Below are 26,383 nucleotides of genomic sequence, written 5' to 3'. Positions count from 1 at the left end.
TTGACCAGAGTAATCTCTCTTCCTCATACTTATAATTTAAGTCATCTTTAGTTGTATTTACGTTGCGTTTATTAACTATCCCTTTTGTTATGCTGAGCAGTACTGCATTGGCAGAAGAAGATATAGACTATTCATCTTGTCATAGTCAGCCTGATAGTGCTCAAATCCTCGACTCAGCGTTTAGCTATGTGAATAGCCGTTTCTGTCAGCCTGCAATATGGTTCGATAATTTTTTCGTCGATGAACGAATTGACGAAGATGCAAATGCAGGCAGTATTGTTCGATGGCGTAACGACTTTTCCTATGTCGAAGGCGAAGGTTATCAATACCGAACGCGTCTGAAAGCTCGCTTTTATTTACCCAAAGTGACGAAACGTTTCCAATTGGTTATCGAATCAGAAGACGAAGACGATTTATTGAATCTATTTCCCCACAACGGAGAAGACGCAGAGAATATCTTCGCGCTTAAGTATGATTGGTTAAACAATGAAAGGACGAGCTTTAACTTTAAACTGACCGCTCACCCTGGCGCTGAAGCACGATTTCGTTATACCTACCCTGTTTCCGAAGATGTTGTGGTTCGTGCAACTCAGAAGGTTTATCAAAAAAAGCGGCTAACTGGTGAATCGACTGAGCTGGATCTAGACTACTCGTTTAACCCTGAATTCTTGTTGCGTTGGACTAGCTTTGCGGTCTATGAAGATGATGTCAAAGGTTGGGACCTCGGTACGGGATTCACCCTTTACCAGCATGTTTCGGATAAGCAAGCTCTTAACTACCGCCTAAGCACTACAGGAACGAATCGGCCATTTCACTATATTACCAATACCCACACCTCGATAACTCATAGGCAGAACATCTTTAGACCTTGGTTTTTCTACGAGATTACACCTGAATACAATTGGTCTCGAGAAGCTGACACTGCCCGTGAGGGAGAGTTTAAGACAACGTTAAGGTTAGAAATCCTTTTTCACAATATTTAGTCTTGGCGTAAGAACAATAGTGCTTATACTAGTAACCACTTAAAGAAAACAATCGACCACACGTCAATATGGCTAAAGCGACCGCTCAAGAAGCAGCTCTAACTCGTCAGAAAATCATCGATACCGCGTTGTCAATTACACTGGAACAAGGCTTCGATAAAGTCACATTGGGTAACATCGCTAAAGCTATACCCATGTCTCGCTCAGGTATTAATACCCACTTTGCCAAAAAAGACGATATCGCACGTGAACTCGAGCCTATTTTGACAAAGATCCTTTATCAAACACTCGACTTTAGTTCTTGCGATGCGTTTTATCACTCCTGGGTAAAAGCCTTACATAGCTCAACTGAATTCCGCTCTTCTATTAGCGTTCTAGGACCGATCATTCCACCAGACAAGGGATTTACTGGATTAATGGCGCTCATACAAGGAGAAGATAAACAAATGATAGAAACAACTATCTATCGCGCCATTGGATATGCAGTGGTAAATCTACCTCAATACATGGCTCAGGATTAATGGGTTAAGTACAAGGCTCAAACTCAAGTACGAATTCTTCGTTGATTGTTGGCGGTGTATATTCGATATAACAATTGTCGCGAGTGATAAAATTCGCTTCATCTACGTAGTCTGAGAATGTGAAAAATAAGTGATGAGCAACACCATTTCGGTTGCCCGCTATCACGAAGTCATCTCCGATCCCCACACCGTCCATCAAATATCTAAACGTTGTTGGCATATTGGCAGGATAGCCATAGCTAAACAAACATAGGTCGCACCACTGCTGAATTTCAGGGTGAGAAAAAGACCACACTGTCGGTTCAGACTCTAGGTTTTCAATAGCCAATTTAGTGTGGCTAATGTCTAGTGCAGATACAACTGATGCTTCTAACCCACGTAAAGCGGCATTCCTAGCATCGCTAGATAAGTCCAAAAAACGCGGCGCTACTGTAACCGCAAGGATCGCCAATACAACCACAACAAGCGTTAGCTCGATAAGAGTAAACCCTTTTTGATTCACAGTAACTCCTCAATGTTTGCTCCATTTTGCTCAAAGCCATCCATGAGATTAATTAATTTATAAAGTACTTGGTATTTTCAAGGCTGATAGATTACACTCTCAGCCATTTAAAGTGCAATGCCCTTTAAGTAGCTTTATGAAATTCATCCATCAGAGTAAGAAATCCATGACCAATTATGACCAGCAAGATATCAGTGCTGATGCCATATCTGATCAAATTAAAGTCGAGTTATTAATGCATGGATTCGCGTGGGCTTTGGGTGCCGCGGCACTTTTTTACGTAACCATCTCTTATTATTTGTTAGAAGGCTCAACCGAAACCAACAACGTGCAACATTGGGCGATAGGCCTCTCACTTATCACTACATCGGTATATGCTTTTGGTTACAGTTACACATCACCATCGAACAAAAGCTATTGGTTGTTGCCTGCAGTTCTTATTACGTTGAGCTTTAACCACACCGCATTTGTCATCTATGACGCCTATCAGGCTCCTGACCACGCACAGAAGTTACTGTTAATCGCGTTTCTAGTTCTATTAATGAGTTGGCATGCTAGTCGCGCGGTGCTTTTTATTGGCATCTTACCAACGGTTTGTTTTTATGTGGTTTTGACGAGTTTAGAGCCGAACATTCGTAACATAGATATTGTCGTAAGTTTTGCGAAATTCCCTTTACTATTAATCGTATTTCAAGCAACAGTCAGACGTTACTTTCGCACCTCTGAACTAATATTCATCGAAAAACTTAAAACAATCCACCGCTTAAAAATCGACTCAAGCCACGACGCTCTTACCAAAACGAAGAACAGAAGAGGCTTCAATCATGATCTAGTACGCGCGATCGAAATCGCTAACCGCACATCGACAGAACTATCTATCGCAATTATTGATATCGATTTCTTCAAACAGTACAACGATGCGTTAGGACACCCTAAAGGCGACATATGTTTAGAAAAGGTATCACAGATTCTAAAACAGCATTGTCAGCGTGCATCAGACACCGTAGCTCGTATCGGCGGCGAAGAATTCGCTCTTATCATGCCTGCAACATCTAGCGCCAACGGGATGACAATTGCCAATCGCATTCTTTACGCGCTAGAAGTTGAAGCGATTCCACACCCCGACTCTCAAATCACCCATTTTGTCACTGTAAGTATTGGTGTCGCTAACTTAGAAGAAAATGATGACTTTCATTCTTTATATGAGCGTGCGGACAAAGCCATGTACCGAGCGAAAGCAACGGGCAGGAATCGCGCAATAGCATGCCAAAAAGATTGCCAAATTTGTTTTAAGACACCTTTTACGTTCTATGAATAAGATACTAACTTACCTATTTATTTCAGTAGCGGCCTATACTTTTCCCCTTAACGCACAAACGTTAGAAGTCGGGTTAATCGACCACGACCGCTACCCTTATTTCTATGCTGACGCTACCAACGGTAATCTCACAGGCTTATACATAGATATTCTCAATTTTGTCAGTGTGGAAAGTGGCATTGAGTTTCATTACCAGCGCCTACCTCAAAAACGACTGAGGGAATACATGAAAGGCGGTTTAATCGATGTCGAACCGGGCATTGATATGGATTGGCGCCAACACCCAAAAGAAATTAATAACAGTGTCTATACAGATGTGCTGTTTAAATCAGAAGAAGTCATCGTATATAACCGCGATGTTTTCTCAAAAGACGCTACTGTCGAAGAAATTATGGCAACTGACTCTTGCAGTGTGATTGGATTCAACCCTCCAGCAGATCCTCAGAAACACCCCACAATAGAGTTATATAGTGAGCCACAAATTCTAGAACTATTAAAACGTAAGCGCTGTTCTTGGGCTCAAATCCCCTTGTACGTGTTAAAAAGTGATTACCGAGGGCGAGTCCTAGTACATACAAAACCCATTATTCATTATCTTCTAAGAATTCGCCTTGTGAAGAGCCAACAACACACCTTGCCTTCTCTCAATCGAGCCATCGAAAAGCTCCATGCATCGGGCCGACTCGAAGATCTCATTTACTTTTATACTGGGGGCGAATAATGCCATTCAAGCTTCGCGTGTTTACTTGGTTAGTATTATCAGCCCTCTTTAGTGGTTCGCTCTATGCAGAGGAAAACGCTAACCATACCAATGAACTCACCAAAGAGATTGCTATGTTGGTGAGTACCTCTGTTTATAACCTAGACACTAAGCAAATCCGTCAGATTCTCACGGCGAAAATGAAGGTCCACCCAGAGATACTATTCATCAAAGTCGAAGACTCCGCACTAAAACGACCATTGGCCTTGCTTGGGCGGAACAAACAGAACCACGTCGTGAACGTAGATCGAATAGACGCACCTCAAGCAGCTCGTTTCTCTTCAGCCGTTAACTACGACGATAAACCTATAGGGACTCTCACTGTTTATACCTCGCAAAACGTTATTACAAATGCTCCCCGAGATTCACTTAATTACTGGGTTATTAGCGTTTTGTTTATCATCTTCGTAGTTTTATTGGTTGGCATTTATCGCATAGTGACAACGTCACAAGGCCACCTTGGCCATTTAGCTTTTGGTACCAAACGCTTTGCCCAGTTCGTCATCTGTGGGCTCGTTATCTTCGTAACGTTGACCTTCAGCGCGACGTATATGTTACTTGCATACAATAAACAATCCATCTTAGATTCCGGTCGTGACACCCTACTACAGTACGTCACATCATATAGTTCGACTTTGAGAAATGTCAGTGAGATTCGTAGTGCTACGTTTGCACACATCTTTGCAAAGAACGAGTTCCAACGTTGCCTTTTTAAATTACTCTCAGCAATAGAAGACGCTAATGATGATCAAATACAAAGCTATAGCGACAAAATGACCAACCTTTGGTTTCGCTACCGTGAACTCGGTTACAGTCCATCAAAAACAATCATTTCACCGAAAGGCCAATTCCTTTATCAACATGGTCAGCCAATCGATATTGAAGAGTTGTTTAAAGTCTATCCAGAGCTCTTAAATAGAGCGTTAAATGGTCAATCACAACTCATTCCGGTAGTATCGAAACAAGCTACCAAATTGATTTTTGCGACACCCATTCATGACAACGCTTTAGATCAAATTGTTGCAATCGCGTTGATAGAGATGGAGCTCGATAAATCTGAGTTAGATGACCTATCACGTTTTCATTTCGGTTTAACGGGTGAAATCAGCGTCTTTACAAGTGAAGGTATTCGAATAAGTCAGAAACAACATTTACCCAAGCATCCAAAGTTGGATGCCCGAGACCTAGATACCTTATCAACCCATATTCGTAAATCTAGTTCCCCCACTTCGTCCGAGCTACTAGAGTTATATGACGATCGAGGTGACAAGATTTATGCCGTGTTGTTTGTTGAGCCATCGGTCGATGCAGTGTTGGTGGCTAAAGTGAGTAAAACTGAGTTACTCGAAGACTACTATCGTTTTAGAACTGGCTTACTCAGCATTGTAATTGCGATGCTTATATTTACTGTACCTTCGCTGCTGTTTACGCTTTACGCCGGTAATCTATCTAATGCTTCATTAAAAACTTCAAGGAAGGAGATCATATCTAAACTTGGTCATGCAGCGGAGTTCAAAGACAATGAAACTGCCCTTCACATCGTCAGAATGAGTCGTTATACCGAAATATTAGCGCGCAACTCTGGGCAGCCAGATAGCTGGGTTGAGTTGATTGGAACCGCTGCACCTATGCATGATATTGGCAAAATAGGCGTCCCAGATGCGATCCTCAAAAAGCCAGGCAAGCTTGATGCAGATGAATGGAAAGTGATGCAACAACACCCTTGTTTCGGCGCAGAGATTCTTGGTAATACTGAAGGTTCAGAACTGCTTAGCGTTGCAAAAGAAATTGCCCTCTTTCACCATGAAAAATGGGATGGTTCAGGCTATCCTTTCGGCTTAAAGAGTACCGATATTCCTTTTTCGGCTAGAATTGTTGCTATCGCTGATGTTTTTGATGCTTTGACCAGCGAACGCCCTTACAAAAAAGCTTGGCCATTTGATCAAGCTGTATCTCACATAGTCGGCCAGTCCGAAATACATTTTGACCCCGATCTGATCCGAACTTTTGTCGATTCTCTTACTGAGTTTAAGCTAGTTATGGTTAAGTTCTCAGACGAGCCGACCGATGGCAGCTAATGATTAAAAATAAACCCCAGTAGATTTCTCTGCTGGGGTTTGTCGTTCTTATAAAAAGGTTACTTCATCACTCGCGCTTTGAAGTTGCGCCCTTTCATTTTGCCCGTTTGTAACTGTTTTAGTGCTGGCTTAACAATGTCATGTTCAACCGCTACGTACGAAACCATGGCTAGAATATTGATCTTACCGATTTTCTTACCGTCTAATCCTGCTTGTTTGGTTAATGCACCTAAGATATCGCCAGCGCGAACCTTTTGCTTCTTACCGCCAAGAATTTGAATCGTCTGCATTTTTGGATAGAAAGCGCGTTCAACAGGCTTTTCTGGTAGCTCTGATGCATTGATTGCGATATCCATGTATTCGTCAATACGCGCAACACGGTACTCTTCTTTCTCGCTGTAGAAACTAAATGCGACACCTTTCGAACCTGCACGACCAGTACGACCAATACGGTGAACATGTACTTCTGGGTCACGCGATAACTCAAAGTTGAATACTGCATCTAGGTTATCAACATCTAGACCACGCGCGGCAACGTCAGTCGCCACAAGAATAGAGATACTCTTGTTAGCAAACATTGTTAGCGCTTGTTCGCGTTCACGCTGCTCCATGTCGCCGTGTAGTTCAACGACACTAAAACCACGGTGGCTTAGCTCATCTGTTACGTTTTGTACTTCTTTCTTGGTGTTACAGAAAACCACTGAAGACTCTGGTTTGTGCGTAAGTAACAACGCTTCTAGAGCATCATCACGTTCTTCAGTTGTATTAAGCTTGAAGAAACGCTGCTCGATAGTGCTCTTTTGGTGTGTTGACTCAACCTTCACCATCTCTGGATTGATCATTACCTTAGCCGCCAGAGAATCGATATTGTCTGGGAAGGTTGCACTAAATAGTAACGTTTGACGCTTGCTTGGAGCCGCTTCGATAATCGTATCAATTGCGTCTTCAAAGCCCATATCTAACATTCGGTCAGCTTCATCAAGCACTAGCGTGTTTAGTTCATCGAGGTTGATTCGGCCTTTTGACATATGGTCAAGAATACGGCCTGGTGTACCAACCAAAATATGAGCACCATGTTCAAGAGAACCAATCTGAGGACCCATTGGCATACCGCCACATAGCGTTAGCACTTTAATGTTGTGAATACCACGTGCAAGCGTGCGGATCTCTTTCGCTACTTGATCTGCTAGCTCACGTGTTGGACAAAGAACTAAGGTCTGTACTCGAAAACGCTTCACGTTAAGGTTGCTCAATAAACCTAATGAGAACGTTGCCGTTTTACCTGAACCTGTTTTACCTTGGCCAATCACATCTTTGCCTGCCAATACCATTGGTAATGCTTGCTGCTGAATAGGCGTCATTTCTGTGTAGCCAAGGCTATCCAGTGTTTCTGTCAGTTCTGGTCTTAGATTCAGTGTTTTAAATGAAGTAGTCACAATTTTATCCTTTAAGGATCAGTAAGCCGAAAATTCGACTCGCTAAAAACAAAAACCGCTTCATTAGGGAAGCGGTTTAAAAATCGGTAGAATCGCTAGCAAATCCTATCGAATACCATGTAGGAATTCGTGGCGTGTTGCTGGATTCGATTTAAAGATACCACCAAGCGCTGTCGTTGTTGTCTCACTGGTTGCATCCATAACACCACGTGATTTCACGCAGTAGTGTGTTGCGTCAATCGTTACGGCGACATCGTCTGACTCAAGCAGTGTTTGCAGAGCAACTAGGATTTGCTGCGTCATGCGCTCTTGTACTTGCGGTCGCTGAGCAAAGAATCGAACAATGCGATTAATCTTAGAAAGTCCGATGATTTTACCACGTGGAATATAAGCCACTGCTGCGCGACCGTCGATCGTCACCAAATGGTGCTCACATGTGCTGGTCACTGTAATATCCTTAACTCGGACCATCTCGCTCACGTTCATCTTATTTTCGATAACCGTGATTTTCGGGAAGTTAGAGTAATCTAAGCCTGAGAATATTTCATCAACGTACATCTTAGCGATACGATGAGGTGTTTCTTCAAGGCTATCATCAGTAAGATCAAGTTCTAGTAGAGAAAGGATCTCACGCATATGGTGTTGAATCTTTTCTTTTTTCTCTTCTCGACTGAACTGATTAGGCACCATTGGCGTCTCTAATCCTCGACGTTCTAGCGCATCTTTTACTAACTTGGCTGATTCGCTAAGACCTGACATACCACTTCCTCTTACTTTACCCCTTTCGGATGGCAGACAAGGATACTCGGATTTTTGAATAATTACACCCATATTTTATCGAAGGTCATTATTGCACAAGGCTTTCTGTGGTAAAGTGATCGGATTATCTGACAATAATAAAAGACTAGGATTTTGATATGGGCTGCTGTGACGCTCCTGGCTTGATGCCAATCGAAGATGCGATGGAAAAAATGCTGTCGCCAATTAAACCTATCCAAGCGACCTTACAACTCCCCCTTGCTGATGCTATCGGCTTTGTATTAGCTGAAGACATACTTTCCCCTATTTTCGTTCCTCCTTTTGATAACTCAGCAATGGATGGATACGCACTGCGCTTAGCCGATTTAGAAAATAACAACGTCATGCCACTAGCGGGTAAGTCTTTTGCTGGGCAGCCTTTTATTGGAGAATGGCCGCAAGGTACTTGTATCCGAATTATGACGGGTGCAAAAATCCCTGAAGGCTGTGATGCGGTTATCATGCAAGAGAACACCGAAGTGACGGATTCAGGCATCCAGTTCAACCAAACTGACGTTAAACCTCAAAATAATATCCGCCCTATGGGGGACGACATTACTCAAGGTGCAACAGTTTTAGCTAAAGGTGCTCGCCTTACATCACGCGACATTCCAATGATCGCCACTCTTGGCATTAGTCATGTCACTGTAGTTCGTAAGCCACGTGTTGCTTTCTTCTCTACCGGCGATGAGCTTAAACCATTAGGTGAGACGCTAGCTGAAGGTCAAATCTACGACAGCAACCGTTACGGCATTAAGCCACTTATCGAAAACTTTGGCTGTGAAGCGATCGACCTAGGCATTATTCCTGATTGTCCAGCTACACTTAAAGCCACTTTTGAAAAAGCTCAAACACTCGCAGATGTCGTCGTAACTTCTGGCGGAGTAAGCGTTGGTGAGGCTGACTATACTAAAGACATTCTAGAAGAGCTCGGTCAAATTGGTTTTTGGAAACTAGCAATAAAACCAGGCAAACCATTTGCTTTTGGTAAGCTATCCACTGCATGGTTCTGTGGCCTTCCGGGTAATCCTGTTTCTGCTGTATTAACTATGTATGTGCTTGTGCAGCCACTATTGGCAAAGCTTGCTGGGCACAGTGAATGGAAAGCACCTGAATCTATTCCAGCGACAACAAAGAGTGCATTTAAAAAAGCGCCTGGTCGTACTGATTACCAACGTGGCATTTACTCTATCGAAGATGGCAAGTTCGTCGTTGAAACCACAGGCAATCAAAGCTCCGGTGCATTCCGTTCTATGAGCCTTGCTAACTGTTTCGTAGTACTCGAGCGCGAACGTGGTCGTGTTGAAGCTGGCGAAACCGTCAACATACAGCTGTTTAACTCAACGTTATACTAGGAGCAAGCATTGGAGATCTTATCTGATCAAGAGATGCTGCGTTACAACCGCCAGATCATCCTTAAACAATTTGACTTTGATGGCCAAGAGGCACTTAAGCAAAGCTCGATTTTGATACTAGGTGCTGGTGGTTTAGGTTGTGCGTCCAGCCAGTATTTGGCAACCGCGGGTGTGGGTAAGTTGACTCTGATTGATGATGACGTCGTTGAGCTTTCTAACTTGCAGCGTCAAGTGCTCCATCATGATTCAGACGTTGGCATCAAGAAAGTTGAGTCAGCGGCCAATTCGCTAAAACAGCTAAACCCTCACTTAGCAATTGAAACCATAGATAAGCGCCTTAAAGACAATGAGCTTAAGTCATTAATAGAGCAACATACCTTGGTATTAGATGCTTCTGATAACGTCGAAACGCGGAATCAACTGAATAAGCTTTGCTTTGAACTAAAAACACCATTGGTTTCTGGTGCTGCTATTCGTATGGAAGGTCAAGTCAGCGTATTTACTTACCAAGACGAAAGTGAACCATGCTATCAATGCTTGAGTGCACTATTCGGTACTGCTGCTTTAAGCTGCGTTGAAGCTGGTGTCATGGCTCCAGTCGTGGGTATTATCGGCGCGGTACAGGCAATGGAAGCAATCAAAGTCATAGCTAATTACGGCACACCAAAGCAAGGCAAGATATTGATGTTAGACGCAATGACGATGTCTTGGCGTGAAATGAACTTAATGAAAATGCCTAGTTGCCCAGTATGTGGCTAAACTAAAAGTAAACTAAGGCGGTGATAAACAATGTCGATGAACAGCCCAAAAGTATTTATCGCCGCTTTTTGTTTTACTGCCTTAATCTTACTTACCCTTTTAAAACTCTTCCCTGCTACTCAGTCGACAAAAATCGAAGGCACTGTCGTCAATCAAACGCTTACCCAATCTCTTGATGGACACCGTCGATTTCTCAACATTACGACTTCAAACAATCAAGGAATCTTAATTCAAACAGATCCTAAAGTAGATTGTCCCAAAGGCTCTAAAGTCACAATTAAACAAGAATCAGGTTTAATCTCTAGTGTTAGCTCGTACCAATTAGTAAAGTGCCTACCTACAGAATAAAAAGAAAGGACTTCTCATGAACCCACTCGTCAGCCCTCAATGGCTCAACCAGCAACAAACGACCAACCCAAACCTTGTTATCCTCGACGCCAGTATAGACTTTCAAATCCCCGGGGAAGTTGAGAAAGACAAAACGAATCTAATCCCAAACTCACTCAGATTCGACTACGACCAAGACTTTTGTGACCCAAACGCTTCGCTGCCTCACATGATGCCATCGGAAGAACGATTTAATTCTCTCGCGCAAAAGCTTGGTATAAATAACAACACTACTATCGTTGTTTACGATAATAGCGGCACCTTTGCATCACCGAGAGCTTGGTGGATGTTCAAAGCGATGGGCCACAAGGAAGTCTATATTCTTGATGGAGGCCTCACGGAGTGGAACCTAGAGGGCTTAGAACTATCTCAAGAATACGCACAAACAAATTCACAAGGCGACTTTCAAGGTAATTTGGATAGCCGATTCTTTGTGTCCGCAGATTATGTACTGCAACAAATAGACAATGCCAAGAGCTTGATTGTCGACGCTCGTTCACGGGCTAGGTTTAACTCTGAAGTCGCTGAACCAAGAGCGGGGATTCGTAGTGGTCATATACCAAATTCTGTTTGCCAGCCATTCGCTGAGTTAATTAATCATCACAAACTTAAACCAAGCGATGAGCTAAAACTTATTCTTTCAGATGTGCTATCTGAAAGTACCACACAAACTATTTTCAGCTGCGGTTCTGGTGTAACTGCATGCATTGTATTACTTGCAGCAGAGATAGTCGGCTATAGTAACTTGGCTGTATATGACGGTTCTTGGACTGAGTGGGGTTCAGACGAGCGTTTCCCTATCCAACAAACGGTACGATAACTTGTAACTTTACAGTTCTGTACTTATACTGCTCATTGTGTAGCCGATAATTCCTCACTCGGTGGCAAAGGAGCAGTATGATTAAAAAACCAAAAACTATTTGGACTCTGTATAGAGTAGTCGTCACGATTAGTGTCTGCCTTCTGGTGTTTATCACATATAACCTTTGGACATCCACCGTTGAAAGTACTGTTCGTACTCAAACTACTCAGGTCGAGGTATTTTCAAATTCTTTGTCATCACTGATCGATAATGAAGACCGAATCCTTGAAGTGGCTGGCGAACAAGCATTGCACTACATAACCCATGATAAATCTATCAAGAAAGCAGTTGCTGTATTTGACGGACTGGTTAGCGATTCCGGAGACATAACAGCGATAAGACTGATGGACCTAGAAGGCAATTCCATCGTCGCAAGTAGCAATCTTCCAAATATTAATAGTGATCGGCTTAAACAATTCAAAGCTTCTGATTTGTGGGATAATTTCGTAGAAACCATTAACTCAAATAGCCTTGTAGTGGGCCGTACCTACTTCAGCCAAAACCTTCAGTCCTATTTTATCCCTTTTAGAAAAGCTATCCGCAATATTGAAGGTGAGCCAGTTGCGGTCATAACAGGTGCTGTTTCTTTAGATAATACTGGGTTAATCAATGACTCGCTTCTACTTGGCCGGCACAACATTTTTAAAGTAGTTCGTGAGGATGGCTACGCTCAAATGGAACTGCCTAGCCCTGATAATGGTTACAAAGACAAGATTGCCTTTTCTAAATCTACTGACCTCTTGACCAAGCTAGCAAATCTAATATCAGGGCGGTATGACAGCGTAATTCAGTCGTTTTACATCGAGTATCAAGGCTCTCTTTACATCGGCGTGACTAAATACCTACCTAAACAAAAATTATGGGTCGTTTCTAAAGTAGACCACAATTATATTCTCGCTGATTTCCTTCCGTCTTTTGCCACCGTTTTCATGGTGTTTTGTGCTCTTCAATGGTTCGTTTTCGTACTAATCAAGCGGATTAACCAAGCAGAGCGAAACCGTCGACAAGAATTACACTATCAAGCAAACCATGATTTTTTGACCGGGCTACCAAATCGTTATTATTCAGTTAAGCAGCAGAAACCATGGCGCAATAAAAAGTTCGCACTGTTGTACATCGACTTAGATAAATTCAAAGTGATCAATGATACTTATGGTCACGCAAGTGGAGATAAGTTACTGGTAGAGCTAGCAAAACGTATCAACCGTAGTAAACCTATCGGCAGCCTATTTACTCGAGAAGCCGGTGATGAATTCCTTTTGGTTTTTGAACAAAACAAAGTTGCAGACATTGAGCAATATTGTCATGAACTGCTCGATGCTATATCCCTGCCATACCAACTCGAAAGTTCGAACTACGTCATCACTGCGAGTATTGGTGTAGCACTCTACCCTCAGCACACTGATAGAGTCGATAATATTAAGCGTCTAGCTGACATTGCCGTGCTTAAAGCGAAAACACAACGTAATACCTACTGCATGTTCACTTCTGATATGGAGAAGGAGCACCAACAAGAGGCACTAATCGAACAACGACTGCGTATTGCACTTGCCGAAGATAACTTCCATATACAGTTCCAGCCTCAATATCGTAATGGTGAAATTTGGGGAGTTGAAGCACTCGCTCGCTGGGTCGATGAAGAACTTGGCTTTGTTCCACCGGACAAATTCATTGCGGTTGCAGAAAGTACTGGCATTATGCCTAAACTAGGAAAGCTTCTGCTTACAAAGGCGTTAAAAGAGTCTTTACGCCTCCAGCAAGCATCAAATAGGAAGCTACAGACTGCGATTAATATTTCAATTATTCAATTTATGGATAATGACTTTATTAATCACTTGGTCGAGTCAATATTGGTCCACAAAGTTGAACCTAGCATGATTACGTTAGAGCTCACTGAAAGTGTATTAATCGAAGACTTGCCTGCTGTCCTTTCAAAGTGTAAAGCAATAAAACAACTTGGTTTCGAACTTTCACTCGATGATTTTGGTACTGGTTATTCATCTCTCAATGTACTTCACCAGTTGCCTGTTGACGAACTTAAGATCGACCGCTCATTTATCGGCAATCTATTTAATGATGATAAATGCCACTCTTTAGTCAAGAGTATTATGAGTATAGGTAAAAGCTTGGATGTGAGAATCGTTGCTGAAGGTGTCGAAGAAGCCGAACATATCAATACCATGACCCACTTCGGTGCGCACATTATGCAAGGCTACTATTATTCTAAGCCTCAAACTGTCGAAGCGCTGATTGCTCAATTAAAGACTAGGGCAGCGTAACGCTGCCCATTATGATTATTTCATTTGCTCGTCTAGGTTTAAAACGGTCAATGCATTACTTACGCTTGTCGCTATAACATCAATCACACCAGTTCTCAAAGCACCTAGCAAGGCTAATGGCTTACTATTTTCTGCCGCTATAGCTATTACTTCAGCTATCGGTCGGAACTCTTCAATTCCAAGCCCTATCACCCGGTCACTCATGACTGTTTTTGCGGTACCACCGTGAATATCGAAAAAGTCGTAACCAGCAAAATCTCCAACTACGCCTTGTAACATACGAGATTGAACCACTTCTCCTGCCGTAAACCAACCTAGGTCGACCATATAGCTATTTTCACTCATATCGCCGATGCCAACCAAAGCGACATCCGCTTTGCGTGCTAAATCGAGGGTTTGTTTTACAGTAGCGTTCTGCATGAACGCGAGCTTTTGCTCTCGGTTCTCGGCATAAGCTGGGGCATAAAGTGTTTCGGAAGTACCACCGTATGTTTTCGCAAATTGGCGACATATATGGTCAGCATTAAACATCCCCCCACGAGGGTGAATACCACCAATTCCACATACAAACTTAACGTCACGTTGAGGAATAACCCCCATGTGATGAGCAACTGCTGAGACATTTCGCCCTTGTCCTACCGTCACAACCGTACCGTTTTGTAAGCTACTAGCCATATATTTGGACACTAGGCCAGCAACTTGCAACCGCTGTTCTTCTTCACTAGGTTGGTCAAGCGCAACCAACGCACGTTTAATACCAAAGCGTTCTATTAGTCTTTGCTCAATCTTGGCACTAAACACCGGATGGTATTTTACCGTTATCTCGACAATACCTTCATCATGTGCCTGTTTTAGCATTCGCCCTACTTTTGCCCGCGACACAGAAAACTTTTTAGATATCTCTTCTTGAGTCGCGCCATCTTGATAGTACGCCACGGAAATTTCAGTCAATAGATCGGCGTTATCATCAGAAATGTCACTTTGATTCTTACTCATAACCACTGCATTCCTATCTTAAACAACATATAACAAATGTTCAGGTGCGTAGCATATGTCATGGCTCTAAATCTTTCCAGCATTTGCTCAGTAGTATTACAATTTCTCAGAACAAATTTTACTCTAGTTTGTTCGGCTGAATACCCTTTCCTACTGGGGCAAACGTTTGATTTTATCCATAGTGAAATCGAACGGACAATTTTGTTGATGAATGTCACTTTAACCTTATCTAAGCAATTGACATTCTATCTAGATAAGATAATTATGAACCCATCATTTACTCAGCATGAGAGCAAATGTTCACTGCATTTGTTCTGGTGATGAAAATTTTTGGTAAGCTTACTTCTCAAACGTCAAAGGCGTTTGTAGAAGTTGGCCGCCACGCTTGCAATTGCACAAGTCATATCACCGCAATTGATATGATGGCTTATTAAATAGGATGATCGGAATGAGCAACAAATTAGAGCAACTTCGTAAACTAACGACAGTAGTAGCAGACACTGGTGAAATTGATGCAATCAAAAAGTACCAGCCAGAAGATGCAACAACTAACCCTTCTCTGATTCTAAAAGCGGCTCAAATCGAAGAGTATGCACCGCTTATCGATGCTTCAATTGAATACGCTAAAGCACAAAGCTCTGATAAAGCACAACAAGTTCAAGACACTTGTGACATGCTTGCAGTAAACATCGGTAAAGAAATCCTTAAAACAATCCCAGGTCGTATTTCAACTGAAGTTGATGCTCGTCTTTCTTACGACACTGAGGGCAGCGTTGCTAAAGCGCGTCAGCTTGTAAAAATGTACAACGACGCTGGTATCACTAACGATCGTATCCTAATCAAACTAGCTTCTACTTGGGAAGGCATCCGCGCTGCTGAAATCCTAGAAAAAGAAGGCATCAACTGTAACCTTACTCTTCTATTCTCATTCGCTCAGGCTCGTGCTTGTGCTGAAGCTGGTGTATTCCTAATCTCTCCATTCGTTGGTCGTATCATGGACTGGTACAAAGCGAAAGAAGGTCGTGACTTTGAAGCTTCAGAAGATCCAGGTGTAATCTCAGTAACTGACATCTACAACTACTACAAAGACTACGGCTACAACACTGTTGTTATGGGCGCAAGCTTCCGTAACATCGGCGAGATCCTAGAACTTGCTGGTTGTGACCGTCTAACTATCGCTCCTGCTCTTCTAGCTGAACTAGAAGCTGCTGAAGGTGAAGTTGTAGAGAAGCTAGTTGACTCTAAAGGTTCTAAAGAGCGCCCTGCTCCAATGACTCACGCTGAGTTCCTATGGGAGCACAATCTAGACGCTATGGCAGTTGAGAAAGTTGCAGAAGGTATCCGTAACTTCGCCGTTGACCAAGGCAAACTAGAAGACATGATCGCAGCTAAGCTGTAATCACACAGAATTAAAAAAGGGGAACGTTTGCGTTCCCCTTTCAATTTCCAATCCAATATTTAAATTTGAAATCGGTATTCATTATGGATCGTTCCTCTTTATCTAAAAAACAGCTAGCTAATGCTATTCGTGCTCTAAGCATGGACGGCGTACAACAAGCAAACTCCGGTCACCCAGGCGCACCTATGGGCATGGCTGACATCGCTGAAGTTCTTTGGCGTGATCACCTAAACCACAACCCATCAAACCCAGAGTGGGCAGACCGCGACCGTTTCGTACTGTCAAACGGCCACGGCTCAATGCTGATTTACTCTCTGCTTCACCTAGCAGGCTACGAGCTTTCTATTGATGATCTTAAGAACTTCCGTCAACTACACTCTAAGACTCCAGGTCACCCAGAGTACGGTTACGCACCAGGTATCGAAACAACAACTGGCCCACTAGGTCAAGGTATCACTAACGCTGTGGGCATGGCACTTGCTGAGAAAACTCTAGCAGCACAATTCAACAAAGAAGGCCACGACATCGTTGACCACTTCACTTATGCATTCATGGGTGATGGCTGTCTGATGGAAGGTATCTCTCACGAAGCATGTTCTCTAGCAGGTACGCTTGGTCTTGGTAAGCTGATCGCTTTCTGGGATGACAACGGCATCTCTATCGACGGTCACGTTGAAGGCTGGTTCTCTGACGACACACCTAAGCGTTTTGAAGCTTACGGCTGGCACGTAATCCCAGCAGTAGATGGCCACGATGCTGAAGCAATCAACGCAGCAATCATTGCAGCGAAAGCAGATCCACGCCCTACTCTAATCTGTACCAAGACTATCATCGGTTTTGGTTCACCAAACAAATCTGGTTCACACGACTGTCACGGTGCACCACTAGGCGCTGAAGAAATTGCAGCTACACGTAAAGAACTTGGTTGGGAGCACGGTCCTTTTGAAATTCCGTCGGAAGTCTACGCAGAGTGGGATGCGAAAGAAGCAGGCGCAGCTAAGGAAGCAGCGTGGAACGAGAAACTTGCAGCTTATGAAGCAGCACACCCTGAGCTGGCAGCTGAATTCAAACGCCGCGTAAACGGTGAACTTCCAGCACAGTGGGAAGAGAAAGCAAACCAAATCATTGCTGATCTTCAAGCAAATCCTGCAAACATAGCATCACGTAAAGCGTCTCAAAACGCGCTAGAAGCGTTCGGTGCTATGCTACCAGAATTCCTAGGCGGTTCTGCTGACCTTGCGCCTTCAAACCTAACTATGTGGTCTGGTTCGAAGTCTGTTTCTGCTGAAGATCCAGCAGGTAACTACATCCACTACGGTGTACGTGAATTCGGTATGACAGCGATCATGAACGGTATTGCTCTGCACGGTGGTTTCGTACCATACGGCGCAACCTTCCTAATGTTCATGGAATACGCTCGTAACGCAATGCGTATGGCTGCTCTGATGAAAGTTCAGAACATCCAAGTGTACACGCACGACTCTATCGGTCTTGGCGAAGACGGTCCAACTCACCAACCAGTTGAGCAAATGGCTTCTCTACGTCTAACTCCAAATATGAGCACATGGCGTCCATGTGACCAAGTTGAGTCTGCAGTAGCTTGGAAACTAGCGATCGAACGTAAAGACGGTCCAACGTCTCTAATCTTCTCTCGTCAAAACCTTGCACAACAAGAGCGTAGCGAAGAGCAAGTAGCTAACATCGCGAAGGGTGGCTACATCCTGAAAGACTGTGAAGGCAAGCCAGAGCTAATCCTTATCGCTACAGGTTCTGAAGTTGAGCTAGCGGTTAACGCTGCTGCTGAACTAACAGCTGAAGGTAAGAAGGTACGCGTAGTATCTATGCCTGCAACTGACGCATTCGACAAGCAAGACGCTGAATACCGTGAGTCTGTACTTCCATCTGACGTAACAGCTCGTATCGCAGTAGAAGCTGGTATTGCTGACTTCTGGTACAAGTACGTTGGTTTCGACGGTCGTATCATTGGTATGACGACATTTGGTGAGTCTGCTCCTGCAGGCGAACTATTCAAGATGTTCGGTTTCACTACAGAAAACGTAGTAAACACAGCGAAAGAGCTTCTAGCTTAATTTATTAAGCACTTTCAATTGAAAAGCCCTGCTACCACAGCAGGGCTTTTTGTTTTTCTACATATTTGTAGATTGCATTCAGAATATCGACTATTCCAAATTTACTCGCGTTAACTCTTATTATTCGACTTAACAATAATAAAGGTTAAGCTTATGTCATCCAATACGACTCTATCAAACGTATCTCCAAGGGCGGAGTCAAAGCTAAAACGGATTTCAATCACCCTACTTTCATACCTATTAAAATGTGTATTCGCATTGATTGTTCTAATTACAACATCTGTGCTTCTATCCAAGCTCGGCACTATCCACGGAAAAGAGTTGCCTGAGTCTTACTTTTCAAATGGTTACCCAACAATATTGACGTTGCTCGATTCAGAAGTGTTTATGGGATTCATCTTCTTTGTCACTGTCGCTATCATGGTTTACGTTGTTTATCTAATGTGGCAATTACATGAAGTCGCGGTTCATCGAGCTGCAAAAATGTCGAGTGCCCATACGCAAATCGTATTTGCCCTCTCCCTCTGTGGTCTATTTATCGATAAAACTTGGTGGGTCTTAGCCATTATCATCGCTTTCGCACGCTGGGATGTATTGGCACAAGAAGTATCCAATATCATTCGTAACGGTCGCCAACCTAGCAAAACGTCAGAGGAGTAAGTCATGAAAGAGATCATGTTACCTTATGTATTCATCTGCTGGCTGCTAGTGAAGACCGGGGTCGTACGCTGGACACTAAAAAATGCCGTAGTCATTGTTGGTATCGGAGGGCTTTTAGCATTTTCACTCTTTACTGCTCACCGTTTTTGGTCGCCTGCCGATTTGACTGACAGTACAACCGTCAAGGCTCCTCATGCGGTACTTAGCCCGTTGATTGGACAAGAGGTTGACCAAGTATTTGTGCAACACAATCAAGAAGTCAAAAAAGGCGATTTGATATACACACTCAGAACCGAGGACACAGCCTCTCAAGTTACAGGCTTGCTAGCACAAAAAGACGCAGCAAAAGCTGAAATTTTAGCGCTCACACACCAAGTGAATAATGATAAAAAACAGTTAGACAGGCTAACAGCACTTAATGATTTCGCCCAAGAGTCTCAGCGTGATGATCTTCGAACTAGCATAGAATCGACGGAAGCAAAAATTGCGTCTGTTAACGCTCAAATCCTAAGTGTCGAAGCTCAAATTGCTACTGCAACGTGGCAAAACGAAAGACGTGATGTTCGAGCTCCATTCGATGGCCAGTTGTCGATTACGAATATTGTTGAAGGTACACGCTTAGGCAATATGCACCTTTACGATACGAGCAAGAAATTCGTTGAGATGCGCATCGCCGACCAAACGTACCGAAATATAGAAGTTGGCCAGTTTGCTGAATTTTATGTCGATGCTTATCCGGGTGAGATATTTCGCGGACGGGTTCATAGCTTAACGGCGGGAACCGGTGAAGCTAGAGTCTCAGTAATGAATGGCTCGCAGCATGTCCGTCAGCATGTCGGTAATAATACCGGTTCTCATGGCCGCACAATAGTTATCGAGTTTGAAGAGCCAGAGGGCTATAACGTGCCAATTGGCGCTACAGGCTCAGGATGGGTTTCTGCGAAAAAGCCCCATCAAGCCCTTGGGTTTATGGACATTATCGGTGCTGCAACAGTAAGACTCAAAGCCTATAAATCTTACCTTTCAGCGCTATAATTAACGACGGAAATAAGCACCTTAAATAGGTGCTTATTTTTTATCAGTGTTTTTTATTTTGGCAACGTGTCCATCAACAATTGGCTCGATTACTCCCATCAACCACTGCTGCTTAGCCGCAGATCGTAAGGAAGCTTTACAAATTAATGCCATATCCAAGTTAAGGGGCGAAAGCCTATCTTGGTCATAGTAAGGCTCATACCTTAGTGTAAAAAACTCGTCCATCATTTGGTTAATAAGATGAACGCTATCAACAATAACACCAGCTTCCAAATCAGGGTCTAGAGTCTTAAAGTGATCCTGATCTTCATTGATGCCCGAGATGATGAACTTTACATACTCTCCGTTCTGGTTCCCTTCAAAACAACCTCCCCCAGAATGAATTTTCTTCTGATAGAAACTCTGAGGCTTATCGGTCAACACATGCAACCCAAGGTCAACCTGATCGTTAAGGATCAGTGACTCGCTATGCTCACTCCACCGACGAATTTCGATGAGAGCATCAGTCTCACAACGAATTGCTTTAATGAGATCCTTACCAATTTCGACTAGATAGGGCTCAACAATATGTAACGTTACCTTTTCTAGATTCTTAGGTGAAAACTCTTCAGGAATTAGCGCCATATCTAACTGCTCGAGAGCAAGTTTCACCTTGGGCTCAATCGCCAATGCGTAGTCAGTAGGTACAAGCCCTCCCGCCTCTCGGATAAATAAAGGGTCACTTAAATCCTCTCTTAGCTGCGCTAAAACCTTCGAGACATATGATTGCGAACGACCAATTTTCTGCGCAGCACGTTGAGTTGTGCGAGCTTGCATTAGGGCAAGAAAGACATGTAAAGCGTTTAAGTCGTGCATTCGTCGTAGGCCTTTGTGTGTAGATACCTGATAACTTATCGAATAATTGAAAGTAAACCAACAAGTTGGATGCTAAAAGCTTAGCCCAAAACAAAAAAAGAGCCGCTAAATGCGGCTCTTACTGTTTCGATGTTTAAAAAGTTTTAGATTACTTCTCTTTACCGAAGATGATGTTTTCTTGCTCTTGTACGCGGATGAAAGTCGTACGCTTAGTTAGCTCCTTAAGCTTTGCTGCGCCTACACTGGTTTTAAATGCCCTACTCCACCTTCTCTTCACAGTATCGATGAGTGATCGATTTGTACCTGTAGCCAAACGCAACGACATACTCACTAAATATTTGAAGCCAAAACTTAAAGAGAAAGCCTTTTCGTGCCTCAAGAAAGGCATCCGTTTGATGCTCAATATTGCCAAGTCGAAGCAAGGTAATTTGGAAAAACGGTTGTATGAACTCCATTCTCTGGCTGATGAATCCAAACCAACGGATCTAAGCAAGCTCATGGAGTTACTTGTTTACTTAAATGACGAAGCGAGCATCGACTCTAAGGTTTACGAAGAAGGCCAAGAAACATTACCTAATGTTCTCTACATGCTGGAATCACACATTGAGCATTGCTTTGATGACAATGAAACGCAGGTTGCTCCCGTGTCAATGTTCATTCAAAACCCAGCCCCTAACGAATTGATTCAAACAATTAATGGGGTCAACAAACTAACGTGCGAACTGAAAGAGTGGGATAAAAAAACCAACCACGTTCATTTACTTCTTCATCCTCTTGGGGTGAAGACAAACTTAGCCTGAACATTAGTTCAGGCATTTAAACGGCCGAAGCCGTTTAAATGCATCCTCGTTCTTTCAACGAGTACGATGAGGCTATGATATGAGCCTGGCCTAAATGCGGCTGCTTTCTTGAGTGGCCTGTTTCTTTAGTTCTCTGATACAAACATTCTGCTCGCTCTCAGCAGCGAATTGTTGATTGTTATCACCAAACTACTTAATCCAGTATGTAGATGTTGTTGGTAGATACACCAAGGCGTTCAACCAAACTAGCTACAGAGTATCCTTCTACCGTGACTTGTTTGACGGCTTGGATCTTAAATTCATCAGCAAGACGTTTCTTCATAGCTCCTCCTTGGAACACGTAATTGTAAAGCAATTACGTGTTTAGGAAAGCTTGGGCGATTCAGACGTTCAGTTGACAGAAAAAGAATAAATAAATACGATGACATGCCTCGTACTAAAAAAATTAAGGAAAAAAAGACTGGGCCCCTTAGCTATAGAACAAGAGCTTGAATATGTCGATTGGTTTGAGCTTTGCCTTAAAGCAAAAAGTTTAGCAATAGTTTCCTCAAGCTCAGAGTGAGAAAACAAAGATGATCCGTAACTTTAATGTCAAAGTCACTCGTTATCAATGATATTATATTGTACAAGTAGGTAAGAAAAATTTAATTTTGATATTAATCAAATGGTTACCTTTGTTTTAGTCCAGAGTCAGCGATTGGCGGAGAGTTCCAGCTTGAACACACTAAAATGTCAAGATTAACAGATCTATTAATAAAACACGATCCAATGTTTAATTACAAGTTAAGTAATTGTTGGATGAGACACCACCTTATCGCACCTGAAGTCGTGGGCATAGGTATGTGCTTAAAAAAACTAGATAATGCCCTGCTTGAGAGAAACTTAATCCATATATTACCTCCTTATTTTCGTAATCTTACACATAAAAGAAAGCTTACCCTTCTGGGAGGAAGGCTATGTGCTGAAAGTTTACTATTAGACTCTGAATGTTCGAGTAAGGTTATCAGTTATCTTGAAGGAAAACCACCAATATGGCCTAGGGGAATAAAAGGCTCAATAACACACACAGATGATATTGCTTATTGTATTGTAACTGAATCATATTCGATTAAGTCGCTTGGAGTAGATATTGAATATGCAACCCCTGTAAACACTCAAAACATAATTTCGTATTGTTTAACACAAGCTGAAAGAGGTAAGTGGCTGAATGATCAACCTTGGTCAATTGATGTTATTACTACATTAATTTTTTCTGCTAAGGAATCTGGCTTTAAAGCTTTATATCCTTCTATTTTACGTTTTATCGATTTTAAAGAATTTGAAACATCAATGATATGTTTTGAAACTAATAGCTTGATCCTAAGCCCTGTTCATCGTAATCAAGATTTTAGCCAGTCGATAAAAATAAAGTTTTCTATAACACACGAATCTTCCCCAACATTTGAAACTTTGATTACGACTCTAGCTTTATTAAAGTAAGCGTAATATTGTTGTAACAAATTTCAATACCCTCCAATGAACAGACCTTATTGCAAAAATAGCCGAGACAATGAAAGCTAGTCCGCTTCAGCCATATCACAAAGCCAAAAAACGAAGTTGTTAGGCGGGATGATATGCCATTAACCATCGCTCAAAAAACACCCGATCTTAAACGATGAGTTAGTATCGGCAACAGATACATAAAGAAAATGCCACACTGTCGCCGATAACTTCTGAAGTAGGTTTAAATCAGGGATCTAATATCAAGTTATAATAGATCCATATTATCGCAATACAAATTGATATCCTTAGCTAACTGCGATTTTACGACGTCATTGGTTAAAACTTTATCGTGCGAGCAATTTAACTCGCTTACTGTATAGTCACTTAACACTTGTGAAAATCCTAGTCCTTTCGATTTTGAGGCTAAATCAGTTACAGAAAACACTAACTCTCCTTTATCGACAATAGGAACTGAGCATTGATACATTACTGTTTTAATATCGCTAAATGGTAGAACTAAATTAGGATACCAAGGTTCGTTAATTTCATACTTTAATTCAGGGTTAATATAATGCCTTACCAATGGATCTATCAAAAGAGCGCAGTTAACATTTATTCCATGAAGCTTAAGTTTCGTAGCAACAAAATGAGCTAAAACCCCCCCAAAACTCCACCCTAATACTGTACAACCTTGTTTCGAAATGAGATCGTTATCAATAAGTAAAGTTACAATATGATCAGCATAGCTTTCAAAATCGTTAAATCTACCCAAAGTATCCCTATCAATTAAAACCTGATGTATACCTTTAGAGACTAATGGTACTAAAGATCCTAAAAATGCTTCGTAGCCCATATCTCCTAGAGGACAATAAATGAGTGTTTGAGAACAAGTATCTATAGAGCCGTATTGAATATATTGGTTACGATTCTTAATCCTTTCATCACTAGCTGTTTTTATTCCTCCCAACTTCGCCTGTAATACTGACTGTTCAATTACCTCGTATAAGCTTTCTTCAAAGGCCTTTATAAAAGCTTGCGTCTCCTCCTCTTGTAGTGAAGATAAAACGGTAAAACCTAACTGACCATCAACAACTGCGCCATTCAACGTTAGCAAAGTATCATCATGATTTTCAGAAGATACCGACATGCCAGTTTGCTCTGCCCGTAAAGACCATAGTTCCTCTGAAGCATCAACCCCATTTAATTGACCCAGATAATTGAAACATACCGTTGGTAGCTTAGACTCGGTTGGCATTAAAGCCCCAAAACCAATCCCTTTATCCGGTATTGCTCGTAATTGCTCTTTTACTTGTATGATCGTATCACTTACGCTTGCTCCTAGAGGCAAAATTACAGGGTAAATTGTAGTAAACCACCCGACAGTTCTTGCACTATCTATAGTCTCATCTATCCCTTCACGACCGTGCCCTTCCAAAGTTACTCCTGGATTGTCACAACCAAAAACCTGTTTCAATGCCAGCCCTAGTCCGCTAAGCAACAAGTCATTTACTTCAGTGTGATAACCTTGGGGCGAGACTGTTAACAACTGCTCAGTTCTCTCTTTATTGAACGTAAGCTGATGCATAGTTGGTGATGCATTAGTCGCTACTTGAGGGTATGTCCCGAGCTCCATTTGAGCAACAACAGACTCCCAATATGCACGCTGAGAGTCGTGTTTTGAAGCGTATTGATCCAATGTTTCTACCCATTGGCGATAGCTACTCGACTTATTCTCTAAAGGCTGTCCTTCAAAAAGTAACTTCATATCGTCTGAAATTACCCGCCATGATACCGCATCAATCAATAAATGATGGAAGATAAAACAAAGCTCCCCAATCTCTTTGTTTGGCCTTTGAAAATAAACCACTCGCCAAAGTTGATTGGACTCAACATCTAAACTCTCATGCAAGCCTGTTAGATATGCACCTCTTTCTTCATCCCCCCACCCCTCATCGTTGACAACGCTCAGTTCTATCAGTGTTGACTCTGATGTATAGGTTTGTTCATATTCTCCTAAGTCATTCACCTTGAAGTGCGTTCGTAACATATCATGTTGATCTGATAACGATTTAAGGCTAGTTACAATTGCTTCTGGCTCCCAATCGTTAGGCACTGTCAATGTAAATGCTTGGTTAAAATGGTTTGGGTTAGGCAGTTGCTTATCAAAAAATAAACGCTGAATAGGCAACAGCCCAAAAGTTCCCTTTAACTCTCCTTGTTCAGCACTTATTTCTTTACTCGACGTCTCTTGTAATCTTTGAGATAACTGTTTCACCGTTGGGCATTCAAATATGTCTTTAACTTGAAGGTACTCTCCTTCTTTGCGTAATGCATTCACCAATTGGATACTGAGTATTGAATCTCCCCCGATACGGAAAAAGTGATCGTATACACCCACCTTCGGAAGGTTAAGTACTTGTTGCCAAACGGTGCACAAACGAGTCTCTAACTCTGTTGCCGGTGCTACGTAAGCTGATAAGTCAATCAAATCAGGCTCAGGTAATGCTCTTCGGTCTAACTTTCCATTAGTCGTTAGAGGGAGTGACTCAAGGAACGTGAATGTAGACGGCATCATGAACTCTGGTACTTTAGAGGCTAATTGCATTCGTAAGTCTTCCTCATCCATATTGTCTGAAGCACAAACACAGTAGGCTGCTAGGTACTTACGACCAGTGTCGTCCTTTCTATCAATCACAACGGCTTGCTCTACCCCTTCAATAATTGATAAGGCATTGTCAATTTCTCCTAGTTCAATACGGTGACCACGTATTTTTACTTGGAAGTCATTACGTCCTAAATATTCAATATTGCCATCGGGTAACCAACGCGCTAAATCACCGGTTTTATATAGCCTTGTATACCCACGTTCTTTATCAGAATCAGTCGCAAAAGGATTATCTATAAACCGCTCTTTTGTTAACTCTGGTTTATTCAAATACCCTTTAGCAACACCAGCACCGCCAATATAAAGCTCACCAACAGCACCAATAGGCAATAAGTTACGCTCTGAGTCTAAGATATAAAGTTT

At 42.4% G+C, this 26,383-nt stretch carries 22 protein-coding genes and 2 pseudogenes; 16 read left to right on the top strand and 8 right to left on the bottom strand.

All coding sequences use genetic code 11. The features are described 5' to 3' along the window. Positions 1-89 precede the first annotated feature (89 nt). Together AAFX28_RS00120 and AAFX28_RS00115 are read left to right on the top strand one after the other, a co-directional pair. The gene (locus tag AAFX28_RS00120; RefSeq protein WP_408686781.1) at positions 90-983 is read left to right on the top strand and encodes a hypothetical protein; all 894 of its coding nucleotides are present in this window, start codon (positions 90-92) and stop codon (positions 981-983) included. 68 nt (positions 984-1,051) lie between these two features. Further along, positions 1,052-1,504, top strand: a complete 453-nt coding sequence (locus AAFX28_RS00115) for a TetR/AcrR family transcriptional regulator (RefSeq protein ID WP_408684531.1) — start codon at positions 1,052-1,054, stop codon at positions 1,502-1,504. Positions 1,505-1,508: 4 nt separating this feature from the next. Here AAFX28_RS00115 and AAFX28_RS00110 read toward each other — a convergent pair whose 3' ends face one another. Continuing rightward, the gene (locus AAFX28_RS00110; RefSeq protein WP_408684530.1) at positions 1,509-2,006 is read right to left on the bottom strand and encodes a prepilin-type N-terminal cleavage/methylation domain-containing protein; all 498 of its coding nucleotides are present in this window, start codon (positions 2,004-2,006) and stop codon (positions 1,509-1,511) included. A gap of 136 nt (positions 2,007-2,142) precedes the next feature. Here AAFX28_RS00110 and AAFX28_RS00105 point away from each other — a divergent pair, with 136 nt between their 5' ends. The 3 genes from AAFX28_RS00105 to AAFX28_RS00095 are packed head-to-tail and all read left to right on the top strand — an operon-like array spanning position 2,143 to position 6,162. Continuing rightward, positions 2,143-3,324: a GGDEF domain-containing protein gene (locus AAFX28_RS00105; RefSeq protein WP_408684529.1), complete on the top strand. Its 1,182-nt coding sequence runs from the start codon at positions 2,143-2,145 to the stop codon at positions 3,322-3,324. Beyond that, positions 3,317-4,045, top strand: coding sequence for a substrate-binding periplasmic protein (locus AAFX28_RS00100; RefSeq protein WP_408684528.1), 729 nt, complete (start codon positions 3,317-3,319; stop codon positions 4,043-4,045). The genes AAFX28_RS00105 and AAFX28_RS00100 overlap by 8 nt, the downstream gene beginning before the upstream one ends. After that, positions 4,045-6,162: an HD-GYP domain-containing protein gene (locus tag AAFX28_RS00095; protein ID WP_408684527.1), complete on the top strand. Its 2,118-nt coding sequence runs from the start codon at positions 4,045-4,047 to the stop codon at positions 6,160-6,162. Before AAFX28_RS00100 ends, AAFX28_RS00095 begins: the two co-directional genes overlap by 1 nt. A gap of 59 nt (positions 6,163-6,221) precedes the next feature. On the opposite strand, the gene dbpA is transcribed toward AAFX28_RS00095, so the two are convergent. Then, on the bottom strand, positions 6,222-7,598 hold the full coding sequence (gene dbpA / locus AAFX28_RS00090) for an ATP-dependent RNA helicase DbpA (protein ID WP_408684526.1): 1,377 nt from the start codon (positions 7,596-7,598) through the stop codon (positions 6,222-6,224). A gap of 105 nt (positions 7,599-7,703) precedes the next feature. Beyond that, positions 7,704-8,357: a GTP cyclohydrolase I FolE gene (gene folE, locus AAFX28_RS00085; protein ID WP_408684524.1), complete on the bottom strand. Its 654-nt coding sequence runs from the start codon at positions 8,355-8,357 to the stop codon at positions 7,704-7,706. A 158-nt stretch (positions 8,358-8,515) separates the two neighbouring features. Between folE and moeA the strand changes: the two genes are divergently transcribed. The 5 genes from moeA (at position 8,516) to AAFX28_RS00060 (ending at position 14,038) form a co-directional block, all read left to right on the top strand. Continuing rightward, positions 8,516-9,751, top strand: coding sequence for a molybdopterin molybdotransferase MoeA (gene moeA, locus AAFX28_RS00080; protein ID WP_408684523.1), 1,236 nt, complete (start codon positions 8,516-8,518; stop codon positions 9,749-9,751). Between the two features lie 9 nt (positions 9,752-9,760). Then, a complete protein-coding gene (gene moeB / locus AAFX28_RS00075; RefSeq protein ID WP_408684522.1) occupies positions 9,761-10,510 on the top strand; it encodes a molybdopterin-synthase adenylyltransferase MoeB in 750 nt (249 codons plus the stop codon). 30 nt (positions 10,511-10,540) lie between these two features. After that, positions 10,541-10,858 (top strand): hypothetical protein, encoded by a 318-nt coding sequence (locus tag AAFX28_RS00070; protein WP_408684521.1) that lies wholly within the window; start codon positions 10,541-10,543, stop codon positions 10,856-10,858. Between the two features lie 16 nt (positions 10,859-10,874). Next, complete coding sequence (locus tag AAFX28_RS00065) at positions 10,875-11,717, top strand: sulfurtransferase (protein WP_408684519.1); 843 nt, start codon at positions 10,875-10,877, stop codon at positions 11,715-11,717. 77 nt (positions 11,718-11,794) lie between these two features. Beyond that, positions 11,795-14,038 carry an EAL domain-containing protein gene (locus AAFX28_RS00060; protein ID WP_408684518.1) on the top strand — a complete coding sequence of 748 codons (2,244 nt, stop codon included), beginning with the start codon at positions 11,795-11,797 and terminating at the stop codon, positions 14,036-14,038. 15 nt (positions 14,039-14,053) lie between these two features. Here AAFX28_RS00060 and AAFX28_RS00055 read toward each other — a convergent pair whose 3' ends face one another. Continuing rightward, positions 14,054-15,034, bottom strand: coding sequence for a sugar-binding transcriptional regulator (locus AAFX28_RS00055; RefSeq protein WP_408684517.1), 981 nt, complete (start codon positions 15,032-15,034; stop codon positions 14,054-14,056). A gap of 448 nt (positions 15,035-15,482) precedes the next feature. On the opposite strand from AAFX28_RS00055, the gene tal reads away from it, so the two are divergent. The 4 genes from tal (at position 15,483) to AAFX28_RS00035 (ending at position 20,218) form a co-directional block, all read left to right on the top strand. Then, positions 15,483-16,433 carry a transaldolase gene (tal, locus tag AAFX28_RS00050; RefSeq protein WP_408684516.1) on the top strand — a complete coding sequence of 317 codons (951 nt, stop codon included), beginning with the start codon at positions 15,483-15,485 and terminating at the stop codon, positions 16,431-16,433. Between the two features lie 83 nt (positions 16,434-16,516). Beyond that, entirely contained in the window at positions 16,517-18,523 is a 2,007-nt protein-coding gene (gene tkt / locus AAFX28_RS00045) for a transketolase (protein ID WP_408684515.1), read from the top strand. 153 nt (positions 18,524-18,676) lie between these two features. Continuing rightward, positions 18,677-19,183, top strand: a complete 507-nt coding sequence (locus AAFX28_RS00040) for a magnesium transporter (protein WP_408684513.1) — start codon at positions 18,677-18,679, stop codon at positions 19,181-19,183. A 3-nt stretch (positions 19,184-19,186) separates the two neighbouring features. Further along, a complete protein-coding gene (locus tag AAFX28_RS00035) occupies positions 19,187-20,218 on the top strand; it encodes an HlyD family secretion protein (RefSeq protein ID WP_408684512.1) in 1,032 nt (343 codons plus the stop codon). Between the two features lie 33 nt (positions 20,219-20,251). On the opposite strand, the gene AAFX28_RS00030 is transcribed toward AAFX28_RS00035, so the two are convergent. After that, positions 20,252-21,073: a LysR family transcriptional regulator gene (locus tag AAFX28_RS00030; protein WP_408684510.1), complete on the bottom strand. Its 822-nt coding sequence runs from the start codon at positions 21,071-21,073 to the stop codon at positions 20,252-20,254. A 148-nt stretch (positions 21,074-21,221) separates the two neighbouring features. After that, positions 21,222-21,332, bottom strand: a pseudogene (locus AAFX28_RS00025) (GMP reductase); the annotation flags it as partial. Positions 21,333-21,357: 25 nt separating this feature from the next. On the opposite strand from AAFX28_RS00025, the gene AAFX28_RS00020 reads away from it, so the two are divergent. Beyond that, positions 21,358-21,873 carry a DUF2913 family protein gene (locus AAFX28_RS00020; protein WP_408684509.1) on the top strand — a complete coding sequence of 172 codons (516 nt, stop codon included), beginning with the start codon at positions 21,358-21,360 and terminating at the stop codon, positions 21,871-21,873. Between the two features lie 205 nt (positions 21,874-22,078). Here AAFX28_RS00020 and AAFX28_RS00015 read toward each other — a convergent pair. After that, positions 22,079-22,195 (bottom strand): annotated as a pseudogene (locus tag AAFX28_RS00015) (transposase); the annotation flags it as partial. Positions 22,196-22,671: 476 nt separating this feature from the next. Between AAFX28_RS00015 and AAFX28_RS00010 the strand changes: the two are divergent. After that, entirely contained in the window at positions 22,672-23,352 is a 681-nt protein-coding gene (locus tag AAFX28_RS00010; RefSeq protein ID WP_408684507.1) for a 4'-phosphopantetheinyl transferase, read from the top strand. Between the two features lie 268 nt (positions 23,353-23,620). Here AAFX28_RS00010 and AAFX28_RS00005 read toward each other — a convergent pair. After that, positions 23,621-26,383: condensation domain-containing protein (locus AAFX28_RS00005; protein ID WP_408684506.1), on the bottom strand; the 2,763-nt coding region annotated here is incomplete at its 5' end.

The sequence above is a fragment of the Vibrio sp. TBV020 genome (genome assembly GCF_046056895.1).
Lineage (GTDB): Bacteria > Pseudomonadota > Gammaproteobacteria > Enterobacterales > Vibrionaceae > Vibrio.
The sequence above is the reverse complement of the archived record's forward strand: the minus strand, read 5'-3'. Positions and strand labels throughout refer to the sequence as shown.